The following is a 16,982-nucleotide window of genomic DNA, read 5'->3' as shown; positions in this document are numbered from 1 at the left end:
CTCCGGAAGTCACAGCGCGCCTTAGAAGTAGTACGGGAAAGCGGACCAGTCGGGATCGCGCTTCTCGAGGAAGGCTTCCTTGCCCTCCACGGCCTCGTCCGTCATGTACGCCAGACGGGTCGCCTCGCCGGCGAAGACCTGCTGGCCGGCCAGGCCGTCGTCGGCGAGGTTGAACGCGAACTTGAGCATGCGGATGGCCTGCGGGGACTGCCGGGCAATGTCAGCGGCGTACTCCAGGGCGACCTCCTCGAGGCGTCCATGGTCCACGGCCTCGTTCACGGCGCCCATCCGGACCATGTCCTCGGCCGAATATTCACGGGCCAGGAAGAAGATTTCCCGGGCGGACTTCTGGCCGATCTGGCGGGCCAGGAGGGCCGAGCCGTAGCCGGCGTCGAAGCTTCCCACGGTGGCGTCGGTCTGCTTGAACTTGCCGTGCTCGCGGGAGGCGATGGTGAGGTCCGAGACCACGTGGAGGGAGTGCCCGCCGCCGGCTGCCCAGCCGTTGACGACGGCGATGACCACCTTGGGCATGGTGCGCATGAGCCGCTGGACTTCCAGGATGTGCAGCCGGCCGGCGCGGGCGGGATCGATGGATTCCTTGGTCTCGCCGTCAGCTGAGTTTTGTACTACGTACCGGTACCCGTCGCGGCCGCGGATCCTCTGGTCCCCGCCCGAGCAGAACGAGTGGCCGCCGTCCTTGGGGGAGGGGCCGTTGCCGGTGAGCAGGACTGTGGCCACGTCCGGGGTCATCCGGGCATGGTCCATGGCGCGGTAGAGCTCGTCCACGGTGCCGGGCCGGAAGGCATTGCGGACCTCGGGGCGGTCGAAGGCGATGCGGACGGTGGGCAGGTCCCGGACCACCTCCCCGTCGGCGGAGCGCTCCACCTGCCGGTGGTAAGTCATGTCCTGGAAGTCGTCGAAACCGGACACGGTGCGCCACCGGGAGGGGTCAAAGACGTCGGATACCTTGGCGGGGATTTCGTTGCTCACAGTCCGAGTCTAGTAATCGCGTCAGCTGATGCAGAACTCGTTGCCTTCCGGGTCCGCCATGGTGTGCCAGGAATGCGGTCCCTGACTGGCGGACCAGAGGAACGTGGCGCCGCGCGCTTCAAGGGCGGCCCGCACGGCGTCCTTGTCCCCTCCCGCGAGCCGCACGTCCCAATGGACCCGGTTCTTGACAGTCTTTTCCTCCGGGACAATCTGGAACAAAACGCGGTGGGCGGGCGCCTTGGCGTCGAGTTCCTCGGGCGGGCGGATCGCGGCACCCTCGCGCCACACGAGCTGGCCCCGGTGCGTGGTGGTCTCCGCCTCCGTCGCGAAGCCCCGCTCGATCATGGAGTGGATGAAAACCTCATCCTGCGGCTCCACGGCCCATTCCAGGGTTTCGGCCCACCAATCGGCGAGCTCGTGCGGGTTTTTGCAGTCGACGACTATCTGGATTTTCAGTGTCATGGGAAGAACCTACGACGTCGCGGCCCGCGGCGGTAGGGTTCAGGCGCCGCAAGGCACCGGAGGCCCTTGCGGCGTAAGGGAGTCCGCGATCCGCCAGATCGATCCATCCCAGGTCATCAGGTAGTCGAGCTTCCATTCCGAGCAGGACTGCCCGTCGGGACCGTGCTGCGCGTCCTGAACGGTCCTCAGCCGGACGGACGCCGTGAGATCGGGTCCGGCAGCGGATACGTCCTCGACCTCCAGCGTGCGCCAGAAAGACGAGCCGAGCCCCTCCCGCCATGTCTCGAGTCCACCCATCCGGTCCTGCATCTCGGGTGTCAGTATGGCGAACGCGAGGTCGTATGCGCCGCGGTTGATGGACTGGCCATGAAATACCAGGCTCTGGGTGATGTTGGCGGCCTGCGGGTGATCGGAATTCACCGTAACGTCTATCGCACTGGTGTCTGCCGGTGCCGGCAGGCCGCAGCTTGTCGGGGACAGCGAAGTGGTGCGGTTCTTCCAGCTCTCGACGGCGAGGACAGCCTTGCGGGCATCCACAGCGAAGGCCGTGCCTTCGGCACTGTAGTTACCTTCGCTGCCTGCACCGAAAACCCAGGCCCGCTTGGAGCTCACGACTCCTGCCACCTTGCCGTCCATGGTCAGCAGTGGGCCGCCGCTGTTTCCAGGATTGATGGCGGCGTCGGTCTGGATCAGGTTGCTGACCGTCCTTGTGCCGATTGTCTGCTCCCGGTTCAGTCCGCTGACGCGTCCCGCGGTGAAGGTCAGGTCGGCGTCCAGGGGAAAGCCCAGGGCCGCCACGTCTTCGCCCAGTGCCGGTGGAGCGCTGACGAAGTCGAAGATATGGCCGCTGACCGGGCGGGCGGTGCGCAAAAGGGCAAGGTCGGCCGCCTCATCAATACCGAGTACCTGCGCGCTCGAGATCTCTGTTCCGAGGCTGATGCTGATGGCGGCTTGGTCCTTCACGACGTGTGCGGCGGTGACGATGAGGTCATTCTCGATGAGGAAACCGGTACCGACGCCGCCTGCGTCGCACAGCGTGACGTTGATCTTTGCTACTCCGGAGCGGACGCTCGCGACGGTGCCGGCCCACCCGCCCGGCTGTCGGCTTCCGGTAGCGACCGGGTCTGGTGCCGTGACGGCCGCCTGGCTGGTTGGCGGCGGGGTCGCAGGCGCTGCAGACGTGGCCGTTGGGGTGGCCGGTGCAGCCGGTGCAGTCGGTGCGGCGCCGGGAAGGGACACGCAGCCGCTCAGCGCGAGAAGTGTCGTCATCGCCGCAGCTGCCGGGAGTGCGAACATTCGGTGGGCGTGGGCTTTCATGGCAGTCCTCCCCAATACAAGGTTGCCGCTCCAGCCCTCCCAAACCATCGCGAAGTGCCCTCAAGATAACGCATGCGCCGGCGAACAACCAGAGGGGAGCCGGGTGCCATGCGCCGCCGCGCTGCTTCGGTTACCCCTGCACTTGCTGCAGCTGTTCAAGCACCTCGGGCGGAATGGCGTAGATGAAGACGACCGCCAGGAGGTTCTTGGAGGCGTGGACGAAGTAGGAGAACATCACGTTCTTCCCGGTCCAGACGTACACGAACACCAGGACGGCGCCCATGGCAAGGTACGGCATCAGCACCTGCAGGGTCATTTGCTCCTGGCCCACGATGTGCAGGGCCGCGAAGAGGACCACGGACATGATGCAGCAGACCCAGAGGTTGACCCGGCGGCTCAGTTTGCCGATCAGCAAATGGCGGAAAATGTACTCCTCGACGAACGGGCCGACCAACACCAGCAGGGGGACCATGAGCCAGACCGGGACCTGCTGCATGAGCGCCTGAAGGCCCGCCTGGTTGGCGGAGGTCTGCACAGGTCCGCTGAGGGCCACGAGAACCGCGGTGAGAATGAGCATCGCCACGACGGTCAGCGGCACCATGAGGGCCGTGAACCAGGGCCTTGTGGCAAGGACGCGGAGATCACGGACCGCAACATGCCGCGCGGCGGTCAGGGCAAGGACGCCGACCGTTGCGTAGAAGATCAGGTTCACCGCGTAGGACGCCACCGCAGGATTGGGCGATATCTGCAGCAGCAGCGGCTCCAGCAGGCTGCCCGCCACGGCGAATAGACCGGCCACGGCAACATAGAGTCCAACAGTGATGAAATCCAGCCGGGAGAACCGGTAAAGCTCCGGCTGCGGCGCGGGTGGTGTACGGAGAGCTGTGCCCATGCCCCCAGCCTAGCGCCGAGGCAGGAGGACGCGGTCCAGCTGATCCCCGGCGCCATCGCAGACCTGACGCCCGACGGCGGCACCCGCCTCAGTGCCCAGGGCCCTAGGGCCTCAGTGCCCAGTGACGGCCGGCGGTGCCATACTGAGGACGCAAGCCGCCGTCGGGCAGGCTGGCACCTACTGCGAGGACTCCTTGAGCGAACATCTCCGCCTTTCGGGCGTATCACACGGCTATGGGGACCGCCAGCTCTTTGCCGGCGTCGACGTTGCCATCACGGCCGGTGAACATGTGGCGATCGTCGGCGAAAACGGCGCGGGCAAATCCACACTGCTGCGGATCCTGGCCGGTTTCGAGGCCCCGGACGAGGGCACGTCCGTCAGCCACGGCCGCGTGGGCTACCTCGCCCAGACCCATGGCCTGCCGGAGCAGTTCACTGTCAGCGACGCGATCGACGCCGCACTGGAATCGCTCCGCGCGCTGGAGGCCGAGCTGGACCGCCTGGAGGACGGGCTGGCCGGCGCGGAAGCCGACGAACTGGAGCGCTACGGAAACCTGCAGACGCAATACCAGCTCCGGGAAGGCTACGCCGCGGAATCCCGGGTGGAAGCGGCGCTGGACAGGCTCGGCCTGGGCGGGCTGGACCGGATGCGGACGCTGGGCTCGCTCTCTGGCGGGGAACAGGAACGGGTGGCGCTGGCCTGCGTTCTCGCCGATCCCGCCGACATTTTGCTCCTGGACGAACCCACCAACCACCTGGACGCCAGCGGTACGGCCTGGCTGGAGGCGCGGCTGGCCGCGCACCGCGGCACGGTGGTGGTGGTCTCCCACGACCGCGTGCTGCTGCGCAAAGTGGCCTCAACCGTGATTGAGGTCGATGCCGAGCGCCGGTCGGTCAACCGGTATGGCAACGGTTACGAAGGCTACCTGCGGGAGAAGGCCGCCGAGCGCCAGCGCTGGGCACAGCAGTACCACGGGTGGCTGGACGCGATGGCGGCCGAACGGCTCCAGGCGGACACTGTTGCCGGCAAGATGGGCTACGCCCGCCAGCGCGACGGCGACAAGATGGGGTTCGACTTCAAGGCCGGCACGTGGCAGAAGGCGGCCACCAGCAAGGTCCGCAACGCCCAGGAGCGTCTGCGCCGGCTGGAGGCAAACCCCATAGACCGTCCCCCGGTGCCCCTGAAACTGGCGACGGATCTGCGGGCGGACGTGGCCGAAGGCCCGGCGCTCGAGGCGAAGGGGGTCGCCGTGCCCGGCCGGCTGGAACCTACGGACTTCCGGGCGGAGGCCGGCCAGAAGATCCTCATTACGGGCCCCAACGGTGCCGGGAAGTCCACGCTGCTCTCCGTCCTCGCCGGCACGCTGGAACCGACCCAGGGCAAAGTGGTCAGGCACGGCCGGATCGGCTACCTGCAGCAGGAGTTGGAACTCCCGCAGCGCCCGGGTCTGCGGCTCCTGCCCGCCTTTGCCGCGGGCCTGGGCGGCAATATCGATGAGCACGCCGAGGCGCTGCTGCGCCTGGGGCTCTTCCGGACCAGCGAATTCCACGTGCCGGTGGGCAGCCTTTCCGCGGGGCAGCAACGCAGGCTGGCGCTGGCCCGGCTCCTGCTGGGCGGGTTTGGGACGATGCTGGTGGACGAGCCCACCAACCACCTGGCGCCCGTGCTGGTGGAACAGCTTGAAGCGGCCCTGTCCGAGTTCGCAGGGACACTGGTCATGGTCAGCCACGACCGCGCGCTGGGTGAGTGGTTCAGCACCTGCGCCAGGCGAGGAACGAGCCGAGAAACAAGGCACGGCGCCAGGCAGGAAACCGGGCACGGAGACGGCGCCGGTAACTGGCTCCGGTACTCGATGCGCCACGGCGCCCTGGCGTAGCAGAACGATTCGCCGGAGCCTGCGCGGACAAAATAGAACATTATTCTGCTATTTGGCAGATTTGGTGTCATTAATTAGGCATAGCGCCCGACTGCTGTTGCCCGCGTCACGGCCGGTCCGGGAATTCCAGTACGATGGATGAGCCGCGCGAGGGTTGACTCCTTGTGAGGTTCGGTACATCTTGCTGTCCCACCGGGCCGAAACCCGAATGGAATGTAACCGAATCCCGGTCCCGTCCCGGCCATAATCCGACCTACAAGGAACCGTTGTGCCATCAATTACCCCCACAGAACTCCAGAGCGCGCCCGCGGAAACCGCCGTCGACTCGACCCTCAGCGCCGAGGGCTATAAGAAGACCCTGAGCGGGCGCCACGTGACGATGATCTCGATGGGCGGCGCAATCGGCGTCGGCCTGTTCATGGGCGCCGGCGGACGCCTGGCCTCCACGGGCCCGGCGCTGATCTTCTCCTACGCCATCGCCGGCGTGATCGCCTACCTGCTCATGCGGGCGCTGGGCGAGCTCATCATGTACCGCCAGACCTCGGGCTCCTTCGTCAGCTACGCCGGCGAAATGTTCGGCAAGAAGGGCGCCTTCCTCTCCGGCTGGATGTACTTCATCAACTGGGGCATGACCGGGATCGCCGAACTGATCGCGATCGGCCTGTACTTCCAGTTCTTCTTCCCCAACGTGCCGGTGGAAGCCTCCGCGATTGCCGCCCTCGCGCTGCTCGTGGCCGTCAACCTGCTCAGCGTCAAGGCGTTCGGCGAGTTTGAATTCTGGGCGTCCTGCCTTAAGGTCGGCGCCATCCTGATCTTCCTGGCCGTGGGCACCTTTATGGTGGTCACCAACGCCAAGGTCGGCACGGGCCACGCCTCAGTCGCCAACCTCTTCGCCGACGACGGCGGGATGTTCCCCAAGGGCGCCCTGGTGATGGTCCTCGTGCTCAACGCCGTGATCTTCGCCTACAACGGCATCGAACTCGTCGGTATCACCGCCGGTGAGATGCAGAACGCCAAGCGCGAAGTGCCCAAGGCAATCCGCGCCGTCGTACTGCGCATTGTGGTGTTCTACGTCGGTTCCGTGCTGCTGCTGGCCATGCTGCTGCCCTCGGACCAGTACAAGGCCGGCGTGTCCCCGTTCGTCACCGTGTTTGGCCAGATGGGCCTCGGCTGGGTGGGCGACGTGATGAACATGATCGTCATCACCGCCGCACTGTCCTCCTGCAACTCGGGCCTGTACTCGATCGGCCGTGTCTTCCGCACCATGGCCAACAACGGGCACGCCCCGCAGTGGCTCACCAGGATGTCCAAGCGCCACGTGCCGTACGCGGCCATCCTGGCGATCGCCGCCTTCTACCTCGTGGGCATCCTGCTGAACATCTGGCTCGGCGGCTCGCACGCCTTCGACCTCGCGCTGAACACCGCCTCGATCGGCGTGATCTTCACGTGGGGCGCCATCTTCGCCAGCCAGATCGCGCTGCGCCACCAGAAGGGCCGCGTCTCCAGCCTGCCCATGCCGGGCTCGCCGTGGACCAGCTGGGCCGGGCTGGTCGCGCTGCTGGCCATCACCGTGCTGATCGGCTTCGACACCATGACCAGCAAGACCGGCGAGGTCTTCCACCTGGGCCTGTGGACCCTGGCGACCGTCCCGTTCTTCGCCCTGGTGCTGTGGCTGGGCTGGCAGAAGGTCAAGAACAACGCGCCCAAGAGCGAGCTCTACAGCTAGGACCCACCGGTTCGACGTGTAGCGTAGCGCGGCGACGGCGGCAGCCACCTGGCAAAGGTGGCTGCCGCCGTCGCGTTTAACTGCGTTTAAAGCGGAGGGCCCTCAGTAGCTGCTGGCGGGGGTGCCGCCGGGCTCAGCCACCGCGTCCGGTGGGATGAAGTCGGCGGCGAGGGCCTCGGAGCCGCGGGCCAGGATGGACACGTCGGCCCCCACCAGAACGAACGCCGCGCCGGCGGCCATGTAGCCGCGGGCCGTTGACGGGTTGAAGGCGTTCACGCCGGCAGGCTTCCCGGCCGCTGTGGCGGCGGCAAGGCAGTGTTCGACGGCGGCGCGCACCCGTGGGTGTTCCTGCTGGCCCAACAGGCCCATGGAGGCGGCGAGGTCGGAGGGCCCCAGGAAGATCGCGTCCACGCCCTCCACCGCCAGGATGTTCTCCACAGCGGCAACCGCGGCTTCGGATTCAATCTGGACCGTGACGCTGACGGTCTCGGAGGCGCGGGCGAGATAGTCGGGGATCCGGTTCCAGCGGGCGGCCCGGGCAAGGGCCGAGCCCACCCCGCGGACGCCGTGTGGCGGGTAGCGGGTGGCGGCCACGGCGGCCTCCGCCTCGGCTGCCGAGTTCACCATGGGGATCAGCAGGTTCTGGACGCCCAGGTCCAGGTACTGCTTGATGAGCACCGTGTCATTCACCGGCGGCCGGACCACCGGATGGACCGGGTAGCCGTGCACGGCCTGCAGTTGGGCCAGGATGGATTCGAGGCCGTTCGGGCTGTGCTCGGCGTCGATCAGGAGCCAGTCCAGACCGGACCCGGCGCAGATTTCGGCCACGAGCGGGCTGCCGGAGCAGACCCACATCCCGGCCAGGGGACGGCCGGCAGCGCCGGTTTGGTTGCGCAGGGCGTGCTTGAAGGTTGCGTCGGGTTCTACTCGAAGCGGCATGTGATGCTCCCCAGGGGTCCGTAGTCGGCGTGCACGGTGTCACCCTTGTAGACCCAGAGGGGCCGGGTGAAGGAGCCGGCGAGGATGATGTCGCCCGCCTTCATGCCGTCACCGTGGGCGGCGATCTTGTTGGCCAGCCAGTGCACGCCGTTGGCCGGGTGGTCCAGGACGCCGGCGGCCACGCCGGTTTCCTCCACGGTCTGGTTCTTGTAGAGGATGGCGGAGACCCAGCGCAGGTCCACGGCGTCGGGACGCACGGGGTTGCCGCCGATCACCATGGCGCCCATTGCCGCGTTGTCCGCGATGGTGTCCACGATGGTCCGGCCCTCCATTTCGATCCGGGAGTCCAGGATCTCCAGGGCCGGGACCACGTAGTCCGTGGCGTTCAGGACGTCGAAGATGGTGCAGCCGGGACCGGCGAGGTCCTTCTTCAACACGAACGCGAGCTCCACCTCCACCCGGGGATGGGTGTACCGGTCCCAGTCCACGGAGCAGCCGGTTTCCAGCACCATGTCATCGAAGATCGCGCCGTAGTCCGGCTCGGTGATGCCGGTGGCGGCCTGCATCGCCTTGGACGTGAGGCCGATCTTGCGGCCCACGAGGGTCCGTCCGGCATCCTCGTGGCGCCGCCGCCACAGCCGCTGGACTGCGTAGGAGTCCTCCACCGTCATCCCCGGGTAACGGGTGGTCAGGCGGGGGACCGGAGTACGGCTGCGGCCGGCTTCCAGCAGTTCGTCTGCGATGGCCTCGATCGTCGCGGGATCAAGCACGCTAAACCTGCGCCCCGAGCTTGAAGCCCGTCGCTTCTCCGGCGGAGCCGTCCTCTTCCTTGCGGGTGTAGGAGAAGCCGTCGGCGCCCACGGTCACGGCCATCTCGCTCTTTTCCTCACGGACGATCACGGGCTGCGGGTTGCCGTCGAGGTCCAGGACCAGAGAGGCCTCGGTGTACCAGGAGGGGACCACGGGGTTGCCCCACCAGTCACGGCGCTGGTTGTCGTGAACGTCCCAGGTGATGGTGGGGTTGTCCGGGTCGCCGGTGTAGTAGTCCTGGGTGTAGATCTCGATGCGGTGGCCGTCCGGGTCCAGGATGTAGAGGTAGAAGGCGTTGGAGACGCCGTGCCTGCCAGGGCCGCGTTCGATCCGGTCCGAGATGCGCAGGGCGCCCATCTTGTCGCAGATCTGGATGATGTTGTGCTTCTCGTGCGTGGCGAAGGCAATGTGGTGCAGCCGCGGGCCGTTGCCGCCGGTCAGGGCGGTGTCGTGCACGGTCTGCTTGCGGTGCATCCACGCTGCGTACGTGACGCCGTCGGAGTCTTTGATGTCCTCGGAGACCCGGAAGCCCAGGTCCTCGAGGTACGCCCGGCCGCGCGGGACGTCCGGGGTGACCTGGTTGAAGTGGTCCAGCCGGACCAGTTCGCCGGCGGAGTAGAGGTCGTAGCGCTGGGTGAGGCGCTCGACGTGTTCGGTCTCGTAGAAGAATTCGTAGGGGAAGCCCAGCGGATCCTCGACGCGGACGGCGTCGCCGATGCCCTTGGTGAAGCCTTCCTTGCGGCGCTCGGTGCGGCAGCCCAGTTCCTTGTAATAGGCCTCGGCCGCGTCCACCTCGGCCGGCGACTTCACCCGGTAGGCGAAGGCGGCCGCAGCGGCCACGGGCCCCTTGCGCAGCACCAGGTTGTGGTGGATGAACTCCTCGAGGGAGCGCAGGTAGATGGTGTTCTCGTCTTCCTCGGTGACGTGCAGGCCCAGCAGGTCCACATAGAACTGGCGGGACTTGGCGAGGTCCGTGACCACGAGTTCCAGGTAGGCGCAGCGGACGATGTCCGGGGCCGGGACAGTGGGGGTGGGGACGAAGTTGGTCATGGTGCTCTCTCTTCTTTGAAAGGGGTCTGGGTGGCGCCGGCGGGAAACTTAGGCGCCGAATTTGGGCGTATGGACGGTGCCCAGGGTGATGTGGACGGCCTGCTGGTCGGTGTAGAAGTCGATCGAGCGGTACCCGCCCTCGTGGCCCAGGCCGGAGGCCTTGACGCCGCCGAAGGGGGTGCGGAGGTCGCGGACGTTGTGGCTGTTGAGCCAGACCATGCCGGCCTCGACGTTTTGGGAGAAGTTGTGCGCGCGGGTCAGGTTCTGGGTCCAGATGTACGCCGCGAGCCCGTACCTGGTGTTGTTCGCCAGGGCGAGGGCTTCGTCGTCGGTATCGAACGGGGTGATGGCGACGACGGGGCCGAAGATCTCCTCCTGGAAGATCCGCGCGTCCGGGGCGACGTCGGCGAACACCGTGGGTGCGATGTAGTTGCCCTCGGGCAGGTGGTCGGGACGGCCGCCGCCCGCCAGGAGCCGGCCCTCGGACTTTCCGATTTCCACGTAGGAGGCCACCTTGGCGTAGTGCTCGGGGTGGACCAGGGCGCCGACCTCGGTCTTGGGGTCGTGCGGGTCACCGACCACGATGTTCCTGGCCCGGGCGGCGTACTTGTCGCAGAATTGCTCGTACACGGCGCGCTCCACCAGGATCCGGGAGCCGGCGGTGCAGCGCTCGCCGTTGAGCGAGAAGACGCCGAACAGGGCGGAGTCGATCGCGGCGTCGAGGTCGGCGTCGGCGAACACGACGCACGGTGACTTGCCGCCGAGCTCCATGGAGAGGCCCTTGAGGTTGGCCGCGGCATTGCGGAAGATCGTCTGGCCCGTGGTGGTCTCGCCGGTGAAGGAGATCAGCGGGACGTCCGGGTGCTTCACGAGGGCGTCGCCGGCTTCCTCGCCGAGGCCGTTGACGAGGTTGAAGACGCCGTCGGGGAGCCCGGCGTCCTTGAAGATCGTCGCCCAGAGCGAGGCCGAGAGCGGGGTGAATTCGGCCGGTTTGAGGACCACGGTGTTGCCGGTGGCCAGGGCAGGGGCGAGCTTCCAGGACTCGAGCATGAACGGGGTGTTCCACGGCGTGATGAGCCCGGCGACGCCGATCGGCTTGCGGTTGACATAGTTGATCTGGGCGCCGGGGACCTTCATGGCGTCGTCGAACTGGGCCACGATCAGGTCCGCGAAGAAGCGGAAGTTCTCGGCCGCGCGCAGCGCCTGGCCCTTGGCCTGGGTGATGGGCAGGCCGGTGTCGAAGGTTTCGAGCTCGGCGAGGCGGGCCTCCTGGGCTTCGACGGCGTCGGCGATCCGGTTCAGGACCCGGGCCCGCTCGCGCGGCTTCATCTTCGGCCACGGGCCGTTGGTGAACGCCTCGCGGGCCGCGGCGACGGCGAGGTCGATGTCTTCCTTCTGGCCGGCGGCGGCGGTGGCGTAGTTGGTGTTGGACACCGGGTCCAGGACATCGAAGGTCGCCCCGCCCACCGAATCAACGAATTCGCCGTTGATGTAGTGCTGGATGTGGGTGGGAAGGCCCTGCGGAACGTAGTGGGCTGTGGTTTCTGCGGCAGTAAACGTCATTGTTTTTCCTTACTGATAGTGCAACGCGGGGTCACTTACGGCCCATGCCGGGCGCCTTAATGGGCGCTAAGTGACCCCGCGTTGGTTTGGGCGAGGTACGCGTCCAGGGTGGCGGAGCGGTGGCGGCGGGCGGCCTTTTCGATGTCATCCGGGCTGGCGCCGGATTCGATGAGCTGCAGCAGCGCCTCGTGCTCGTCGACGGATTCGTGGGCCCGGCCCGGGACGAAGCGGAACGTGGAGGAGCGCAGTGACGCCAGCCGGTTCCAGCCCCGGTGGACGAGGTCCAGGATGTGCGGGTTGGGGCAGTGCTCGAACAGGACGCTGTGGAAGTCCTGGTTCAGCCGGGTGAACCGGACGGGGTCGAAGTGCTGCAGGCATTCGCGCATCTCGGCGTTGACTGCCCGGGCGCGGGCCACGTCCGCCGCCCCGATCAGCGGGGCCGAGAGTGCCGTTGCGGCGCCCTCAACGATGCTGAGGGTCTGCATCGTGTAGAGGTATTCGGTGGGGTCGATTCCGGACACAGTGGCGCCGACATTCCGCTCGAACTTGACCAGGCCCTCGGCCTCGAGCCGGCGGATCGCTTCGCGGACCGGCACCACGCTGACGCCCAGGTCCTCGGCTATCTTGGCCAGCACCAGACGGTAGCCGGGGGAGTAGGTCCCGTCCACGATCCGGGCCTTGACGGCCGCATAGGCCTGCTCGGATTTGCTGCCGGAAGTCGCGGCCGGCGTGGCTGCGGCCCTGGCTGTCTCAGTCATTGGCCTTGCCTGCTTCCCATTCCTGGTACCGGGTCCGCCAGGCGGCGTTGAGCGGGTAGAGGCCGTCGACGCTGTGGCCCTGCTGCACCATCTCGGCGATGAAGGTTTCCTCGCGTTCCTGCGCGATGGAGTCGTCCGCGAGCTCGTCGGCGAGGGCCGGCGGGATCACCAGGATCCCGTCGGCGTCCGCGACGATGATGTCCCCGGGCTGCACGGTGGTGCCGCCACAGGCGATGGTGATGTCCGTGTCCCAGGGGATGTGCCGGCGGCCCAGGACGGCCGGGTGCGGGTTGGCATAGTACGTAGGCATGTCCATGGCGGCCACGGCGGTGAAGTCGCGCACGCCGCCGTCGGTGATGATGGCGGCGGCGCCGCGGACCTGGGCGCGCAGGGCCAGGATGTCGCCGATCGTGCCGGTGCCCTTTTCGCCGCGGGCTTCCATCACCAGGATCTCGCCCTCGTTGACGGAATCGATGGCCTTCTTCTGGGCATTGAAGCCGCCGCCGTGGGTCGTGAACAGGTCCTCGCGGTTGGGCACGTAGCGCAGGGTCCGGGCCAGACCCACGATCCGCCGCTCCGGGCGGGTGGAGGACAGGCCGTCGATGCTGACGTTGTTCAGGCCGCGCTTGCGCAGCTGGGAGGACAGGGTGGCCGTGCAGACGGACTCCAGTTTGGCCTTCAGCTCCGGGGACAGGCCCGGCGTCCCTGCCGGCTGGGCGGCGGCGAGGCCGGCCGCTTCACGGGAACCGTAGGCTTCCTCCCGCTGGAGATCATCGGTCTTGGGCCGGGCGCCGAAGTCCGCGAACGGCGTCGTGCCTTCCTCCACCCGGGTGACCAGCCGGCCGGTAGTGAGCCCGCCGCCGGCGGCGCCTCCCGTCGTCGCGCTGACTTCCACCTCGACGACGTCGCCCGGCGTGGCCACCGACGCCCCGGCGGGGGTGCCGGTGAGGATGATGTCGCCCTCTTCGAGGGTGAGCAGCTGGGACAGGTCGGCCACGAGCCGGGCGAACGGGAAGAGCAGGTCCACGGTGGTGTCGTCCTGGACCAGTTCACCGTTGTGCCACGTGCGGATCCGCAGTTTGGCGGGATCGACGGCGTCTGCCGCGATCAGGCCCGGGCCCACGGGCGTGAAGCCGTCGCCGCCCTTGGAGCGGAGGTTGGAGCCCTTGTCCGCGTAGCGGAGGTCGTAGACGCCGAGGTCGTTGCTGGCGGTGACCCATTCGACATGGCTCCACGCATCCTCGAGGCCCACGCGGCGGGCGGTCTTGCCGATGATCAGGGCGATCTCGCCCTCGTAGCCGAGGAGTTCGCAGCCGGCCGGGCGCTCCACGGTTGAAGGCGCTGATGCAGAACCGAGAGCCAGCGACGAGGACGGCTTCAGGAAGTAGGAGGGCTGCTCGGGTGTGCGGCCGCGCTGGGCTGCCCGGCTGGGGTAGTTGATATGCACCGCGATGACCTTGCGGGCCGCGGCCAGGATGTGGTCGGTGACCTGTTCCAAGTGTTACTCCTCATCGAGTACGAAATCGTATACGAAACACTATGGCCCGGAAGCCGGGGAGCGTCAACCCCTTGCGCGGGGATGTTTGCCAGGGCCTTTGCCGGGGCCTTTGGGGACACTTGTAACCTGCGTCATATCTGACGTACAGTTTTGGATCAGGGACCGAAATTCTATTATCGAACGTCACGTTCTAATATCGAACACGCTAGGCCGTTGACAGGCCGCCACACAACGAAGTGAGGAAAGCCCGTGCATTTCCACCACCACGGCTACGTATCCGGTGACCCGCGGGTCCAGCCGGCCGCCGGCGCCGGCATCGACCGGCCCACACACCTTCCCGACGAGGTAGATGTGCTGATCGTGGGCTCCGGCCCCGCCGGCATGCTCGCCGCAGCCCAGCTGTCCCAGTTCCCGGGCGTCACCACCCGGATCGTGGAACGCCGGCCGGGCCGGCTCGCGATCGGCCAGGCCGACGGCATCCAGGCCCGCAGCGTCGAGACCTTCCAGGCCTTCGGTTTCGCCGAGCGGATCATCGCCGAGGCGTACCGCATCACGGAGATGGCGTTCTGGAAGCCGGATCCCGCGGACCCCTCGAACATCGTCCGCAGCGCGCGCACCCTCGATGACCCGGGCGGGATCAGCGAGTTCCCGCATCTCATCGTCAACCAGGCCCGCGTGCTCGACTACTTCGCCGAGTTCATGGCCATGTCCCCGAGCCGCATGAGCCCGGACTACGGGCTGGAGTTCCGCGGCCTGGAGGTCACCGGCGAGGGCGAGTACCCGGTCGCCGTGACGCTGGCGCACACCGCCGGTCCTGACGAGGGCCGGGAGCGCGTCGTGCGGGCCAAGTACGTGGTGGGCGCGGACGGCGCCCGCAGCAAGGTGCGCGACTCGATCGGCTGCACCATGGCGGGCGACCAGGCCAACCACGCGTGGGGCGTCATGGACGTGCTCGCCTCCACGGATTTCCCCGACATCCGGCTCAAATGCGCCATCCAGTCCCACGACGGCGGCAGCATCCTGCTGATCCCGCGCGAGGGCGGGCATCTCTTCCGCATGTATGTCGATCTCGGCGAGGTCGCCGCGGACGACCGCGGTGCGGTCCGCAAGACCACCATCGAGCAGATCATCGCCAAGGCCAACGCGATCATCCACCCCTACACGCTCGACGTGCGCAACGTGGCCTGGCACAGCGTGTACGAGGTGGGCCACCGCCTCACCGACAGGTTCGACGACGTCCTCCCGGAGGAGCTGGGCACCCGCACGCCGCGGGTGTTCATCACCGGCGACGCTTGCCACACGCACAGCGCCAAGGCCGGCCAGGGCATGAACGTCTCCATGCAGGACGGCTTCAATATCGGCTGGAAGCTCGGCCACGTGCTGGAGGGACGCAGCCCGGAGAGCCTGCTGTCCACGTACTCGGCCGAGCGGCAGGTGGTCGCGAAGAACCTGATCGACTTCGACAAGGTGTGGTCGACGCTCATGGCGAAGAAGCCCGAGGAGTTTGAAAACCCCTCCGAGCTCGAGGACTTCTATGTGCGCACCGCCGAGTTCCCTGCCGGCTTCATGACCGAGTACTCGCCGTCGATGATCGTCGCCGAGGCCACGCACCAGCAGCTGGCCACCGGCTTTCCCGTCGGCAAGCGCTTCAAGTCCGCGCCGGTTGTGCGGGTCTGCGACACCAACCCGGTCCAGCTCGGCCACCAGGCCACGGCGGACGGCCGCTGGCGCATCTACGTCTTCGCGGACCAGGCGGCGCCAGCACAACAGGCGGGGGCCCCGTCGCCCGCCGCGGATCTCGCCGCGTGGCTGGCCAGCGCGCCGGACTCGCCGCTCGCCGCCACCCCCGGAGGGGTCGACCGTGACGCCTGGTTCGACGTGAAGGTGATCTACCAGCAGGATCACACTGGCATCGACATCGGCAACGTCCCCGCGGTGTTCAAACCGGAGGTGGGGCCGTTCAAGCTCCCCTACCTCGAAAAGGTCTACGGCACCGACCCGGCGGCGGACATCTTTGCGTTGCGCGGCATCGACCGCGGCGGCGTCATCGTGGTGGTGCGCCCGGACCAGTACGTGGCCAACGTCCTGCCGCTGACGGCGACGGCGGAGCTTGCCGCGTTCTTCGCCCCCCTGTTGCGGGCAGGGCGGCCCGCGGCGGTGTGACCGCGTGGAGTTGGCCTTCTTCGCAAGGTTTGTCCGGGCTGGCGGTCAGAGGCCGGCTGCCTGCCTGGACCTGTATTCCGCGGCGGGGTAGACGCCAAGGATGCGTACCTCTGTGGTGAAGAACTCCAGTTCCTCCAGCGCCAGTCTGAGCGGCAAATCCTCGGGGTGCCCCTCGACGTCGGCCATGAACATCGTGGCCGCAAATTCATTGCCCACCATGTAGCTTTCCAGCCGCGTCATGTTTACCCCGTTCGTGGCGAATCCTCCCAGCGCCTTGTAGAGGGCTGAGGGGACATTCCGGACACGGAATACAAAGCTGGTGACGGCCGGTCCGGACAGGATGTCCCGGGCCGGCAGCGGCTTTTCCCGTGCCAGAACCACGAACCGCGTGGTGTTGGAGGGGTCATCCTCGACAGCGGAGGCGAGCACCTCCAGGCCATAGAGTTGAGCCGCGAGTGGAGGAGCGAGCGAGAGTTTGGTGGGATCGTTCCAGTCGCGCACTTCCCGGGCGGACCCGGCAGTATCGCCGGCGATCACGGGGCGCAGGCTGGCGGAGCGGATCAGACGCCGGCACTGCCCCAACGCGTGGAGGTGGCTGTGGACCTCGGTGGCTGCCTCGATGGTGCTGCCCGGGATGCCCAGCAGGTCGAAGTGGATGGGCAGAAAATACTCGCCGACGATCTGCAGCCCGGACTGGGGCAGCAGCACATGGATATCGGCCACCCTGCCGGCAATGGAGTTTTCGATCGGAATCATGGCCAGGTCGGCGGTGCCGACGGCCACCAGTTCAAAAGCGTCTTCGAAACTCGCGCAGGGAACGCTCTCCAGTTCGGGGAACATCTGCATGCACGCAATATTGGAGTTGGCGCCCGGTTCACCCTGGTACGCAATCTTCTGGGCCATGCTCCGTATGGTTTCACGCCAGGCGCCCGCTCACC

The 16,982-nt window shown here is 67.3% G+C and carries 14 protein-coding genes; 3 read left to right on the top strand and 11 right to left on the bottom strand.

Annotated elements, in window-relative coordinates:
• Positions 1-21 precede the first annotated feature (21 nt).
• The 4 genes from AC1DN2_RS10000 to AC1DN2_RS09985 all read right to left on the bottom strand — a co-directional run bounded on the left by AC1DN2_RS10000 (position 22) and on the right by AC1DN2_RS09985 (position 3,661).
• Positions 22-990, bottom strand: a complete 969-nt coding sequence (locus AC1DN2_RS10000) for a 1,4-dihydroxy-2-naphthoyl-CoA synthase (RefSeq protein WP_476850211.1) — start codon at positions 988-990, stop codon at positions 22-24.
• 21 nt (positions 991-1,011) lie between these two features.
• On the bottom strand, positions 1,012-1,452 hold the full coding sequence (locus AC1DN2_RS09995) for a VOC family protein (protein ID WP_476850210.1): 441 nt from the start codon (positions 1,450-1,452) through the stop codon (positions 1,012-1,014).
• A 39-nt stretch (positions 1,453-1,491) separates the two neighbouring features.
• On the bottom strand, positions 1,492-2,721 hold the full coding sequence (locus AC1DN2_RS09990; protein WP_476850209.1) for a S1C family serine protease: 1,230 nt from the start codon (positions 2,719-2,721) through the stop codon (positions 1,492-1,494).
• A gap of 178 nt (positions 2,722-2,899) precedes the next feature.
• Positions 2,900-3,661: a lysostaphin resistance A-like protein gene (locus tag AC1DN2_RS09985; protein ID WP_476850208.1), complete on the bottom strand. Its 762-nt coding sequence runs from the start codon at positions 3,659-3,661 to the stop codon at positions 2,900-2,902.
• 193 nt (positions 3,662-3,854) lie between these two features.
• Here AC1DN2_RS09985 and AC1DN2_RS09980 point away from each other — a divergent pair, with 193 nt between their 5' ends.
• On the top strand, positions 3,855-5,537 hold the full coding sequence (locus tag AC1DN2_RS09980; RefSeq protein WP_476850207.1) for an ABC-F family ATP-binding cassette domain-containing protein: 1,683 nt from the start codon (positions 3,855-3,857) through the stop codon (positions 5,535-5,537).
• A gap of 268 nt (positions 5,538-5,805) precedes the next feature.
• On the top strand, positions 5,806-7,263 hold the full coding sequence (locus AC1DN2_RS09975; protein ID WP_476850206.1) for an amino acid permease: 1,458 nt from the start codon (positions 5,806-5,808) through the stop codon (positions 7,261-7,263).
• A 102-nt stretch (positions 7,264-7,365) separates the two neighbouring features.
• On the opposite strand, the gene AC1DN2_RS09970 is transcribed toward AC1DN2_RS09975, so the two are convergent.
• Genes AC1DN2_RS09970 through AC1DN2_RS09945 form a run of 6 tightly spaced genes read right to left on the bottom strand, consistent with a single transcriptional unit; the run spans position 7,366 to position 13,881 of the window.
• Complete coding sequence (locus AC1DN2_RS09970; protein ID WP_476850205.1) at positions 7,366-8,202, bottom strand: aldolase/citrate lyase family protein; 837 nt, start codon at positions 8,200-8,202, stop codon at positions 7,366-7,368.
• Positions 8,187-8,972, bottom strand: a complete 786-nt coding sequence (hpaH, locus tag AC1DN2_RS09965) for a 2-oxo-hept-4-ene-1,7-dioate hydratase (protein ID WP_476850204.1) — start codon at positions 8,970-8,972, stop codon at positions 8,187-8,189. The genes AC1DN2_RS09970 and hpaH overlap by 16 nt, the downstream gene beginning before the upstream one ends.
• 1 nt (position 8,973) lies before the next feature.
• Positions 8,974-10,062: a 3,4-dihydroxyphenylacetate 2,3-dioxygenase gene (hpaD, locus tag AC1DN2_RS09960; RefSeq protein ID WP_028276400.1), complete on the bottom strand. Its 1,089-nt coding sequence runs from the start codon at positions 10,060-10,062 to the stop codon at positions 8,974-8,976.
• Between the two features lie 48 nt (positions 10,063-10,110).
• The gene (gene hpaE, locus AC1DN2_RS09955; protein ID WP_476850203.1) at positions 10,111-11,625 is read right to left on the bottom strand and encodes a 5-carboxymethyl-2-hydroxymuconate semialdehyde dehydrogenase; all 1,515 of its coding nucleotides are present in this window, start codon (positions 11,623-11,625) and stop codon (positions 10,111-10,113) included.
• A 56-nt stretch (positions 11,626-11,681) separates the two neighbouring features.
• The gene (locus AC1DN2_RS09950) at positions 11,682-12,383 is read right to left on the bottom strand and encodes a GntR family transcriptional regulator (RefSeq protein WP_026537409.1); all 702 of its coding nucleotides are present in this window, start codon (positions 12,381-12,383) and stop codon (positions 11,682-11,684) included.
• Positions 12,376-13,881 (bottom strand): fumarylacetoacetate hydrolase family protein, encoded by a 1,506-nt coding sequence (locus tag AC1DN2_RS09945; RefSeq protein ID WP_476850202.1) that lies wholly within the window; start codon positions 13,879-13,881, stop codon positions 12,376-12,378. The genes AC1DN2_RS09950 and AC1DN2_RS09945 overlap by 8 nt, the downstream gene beginning before the upstream one ends.
• Before the next feature lie 249 nt (positions 13,882-14,130).
• Between AC1DN2_RS09945 and AC1DN2_RS09940 the strand changes: the two genes are divergently transcribed.
• Positions 14,131-16,044, top strand: coding sequence for an FAD-binding monooxygenase (locus AC1DN2_RS09940; RefSeq protein ID WP_476850201.1), 1,914 nt, complete (start codon positions 14,131-14,133; stop codon positions 16,042-16,044).
• 45 nt (positions 16,045-16,089) lie between these two features.
• On the opposite strand, the gene AC1DN2_RS09935 is transcribed toward AC1DN2_RS09940, so the two are convergent.
• Complete coding sequence (locus tag AC1DN2_RS09935; RefSeq protein ID WP_223913646.1) at positions 16,090-16,947, bottom strand: prephenate dehydratase; 858 nt, start codon at positions 16,945-16,947, stop codon at positions 16,090-16,092.
• Positions 16,948-16,982: the final 35 nt, after the last annotated feature.

This window comes from Arthrobacter sp. 01L42, assembly GCF_056400005.1.
This window is presented reverse-complemented; position numbering and strand designations above follow the sequence as displayed.

Excerpts from the sequence above, each read along its gene's own strand:
- AC1DN2_RS09995 (WP_476850210.1), bottom strand. The coding sequence starts at position 1,452 with ATGACACTGAAAATCCAGATAGTCGTCGACTGCAAAAACCCGCACGAG.
- AC1DN2_RS09935 (WP_223913646.1), bottom strand. The coding sequence starts at position 16,947 with ATGGCCCAGAAGATTGCGTACCAGGGTGAACCGGGCGCCAACTCCAAT.
- AC1DN2_RS09990 (WP_476850209.1), bottom strand. The coding sequence starts at position 2,721 with ATGACGACACTTCTCGCGCTGAGCGGCTGCGTGTCCCTTCCCGGCGCC.
- AC1DN2_RS09970 (WP_476850205.1), bottom strand. The coding sequence starts at position 8,202 with ATGCCGCTTCGAGTAGAACCCGACGCAACCTTCAAGCACGCCCTGCGC.
- AC1DN2_RS09950 (WP_026537409.1), bottom strand. The coding sequence starts at position 12,383 with ATGACTGAGACAGCCAGGGCCGCAGCCACGCCGGCCGCGACTTCCGGC.
- AC1DN2_RS09985 (WP_476850208.1), bottom strand. The coding sequence starts at position 3,661 with ATGGGCACAGCTCTCCGTACACCACCCGCGCCGCAGCCGGAGCTTTAC.
- hpaD (WP_028276400.1), bottom strand. The coding sequence starts at position 10,062 with ATGACCAACTTCGTCCCCACCCCCACTGTCCCGGCCCCGGACATCGTC.
- hpaE (WP_476850203.1), bottom strand. The coding sequence starts at position 11,625 with ATGACGTTTACTGCCGCAGAAACCACAGCCCACTACGTTCCGCAGGGC.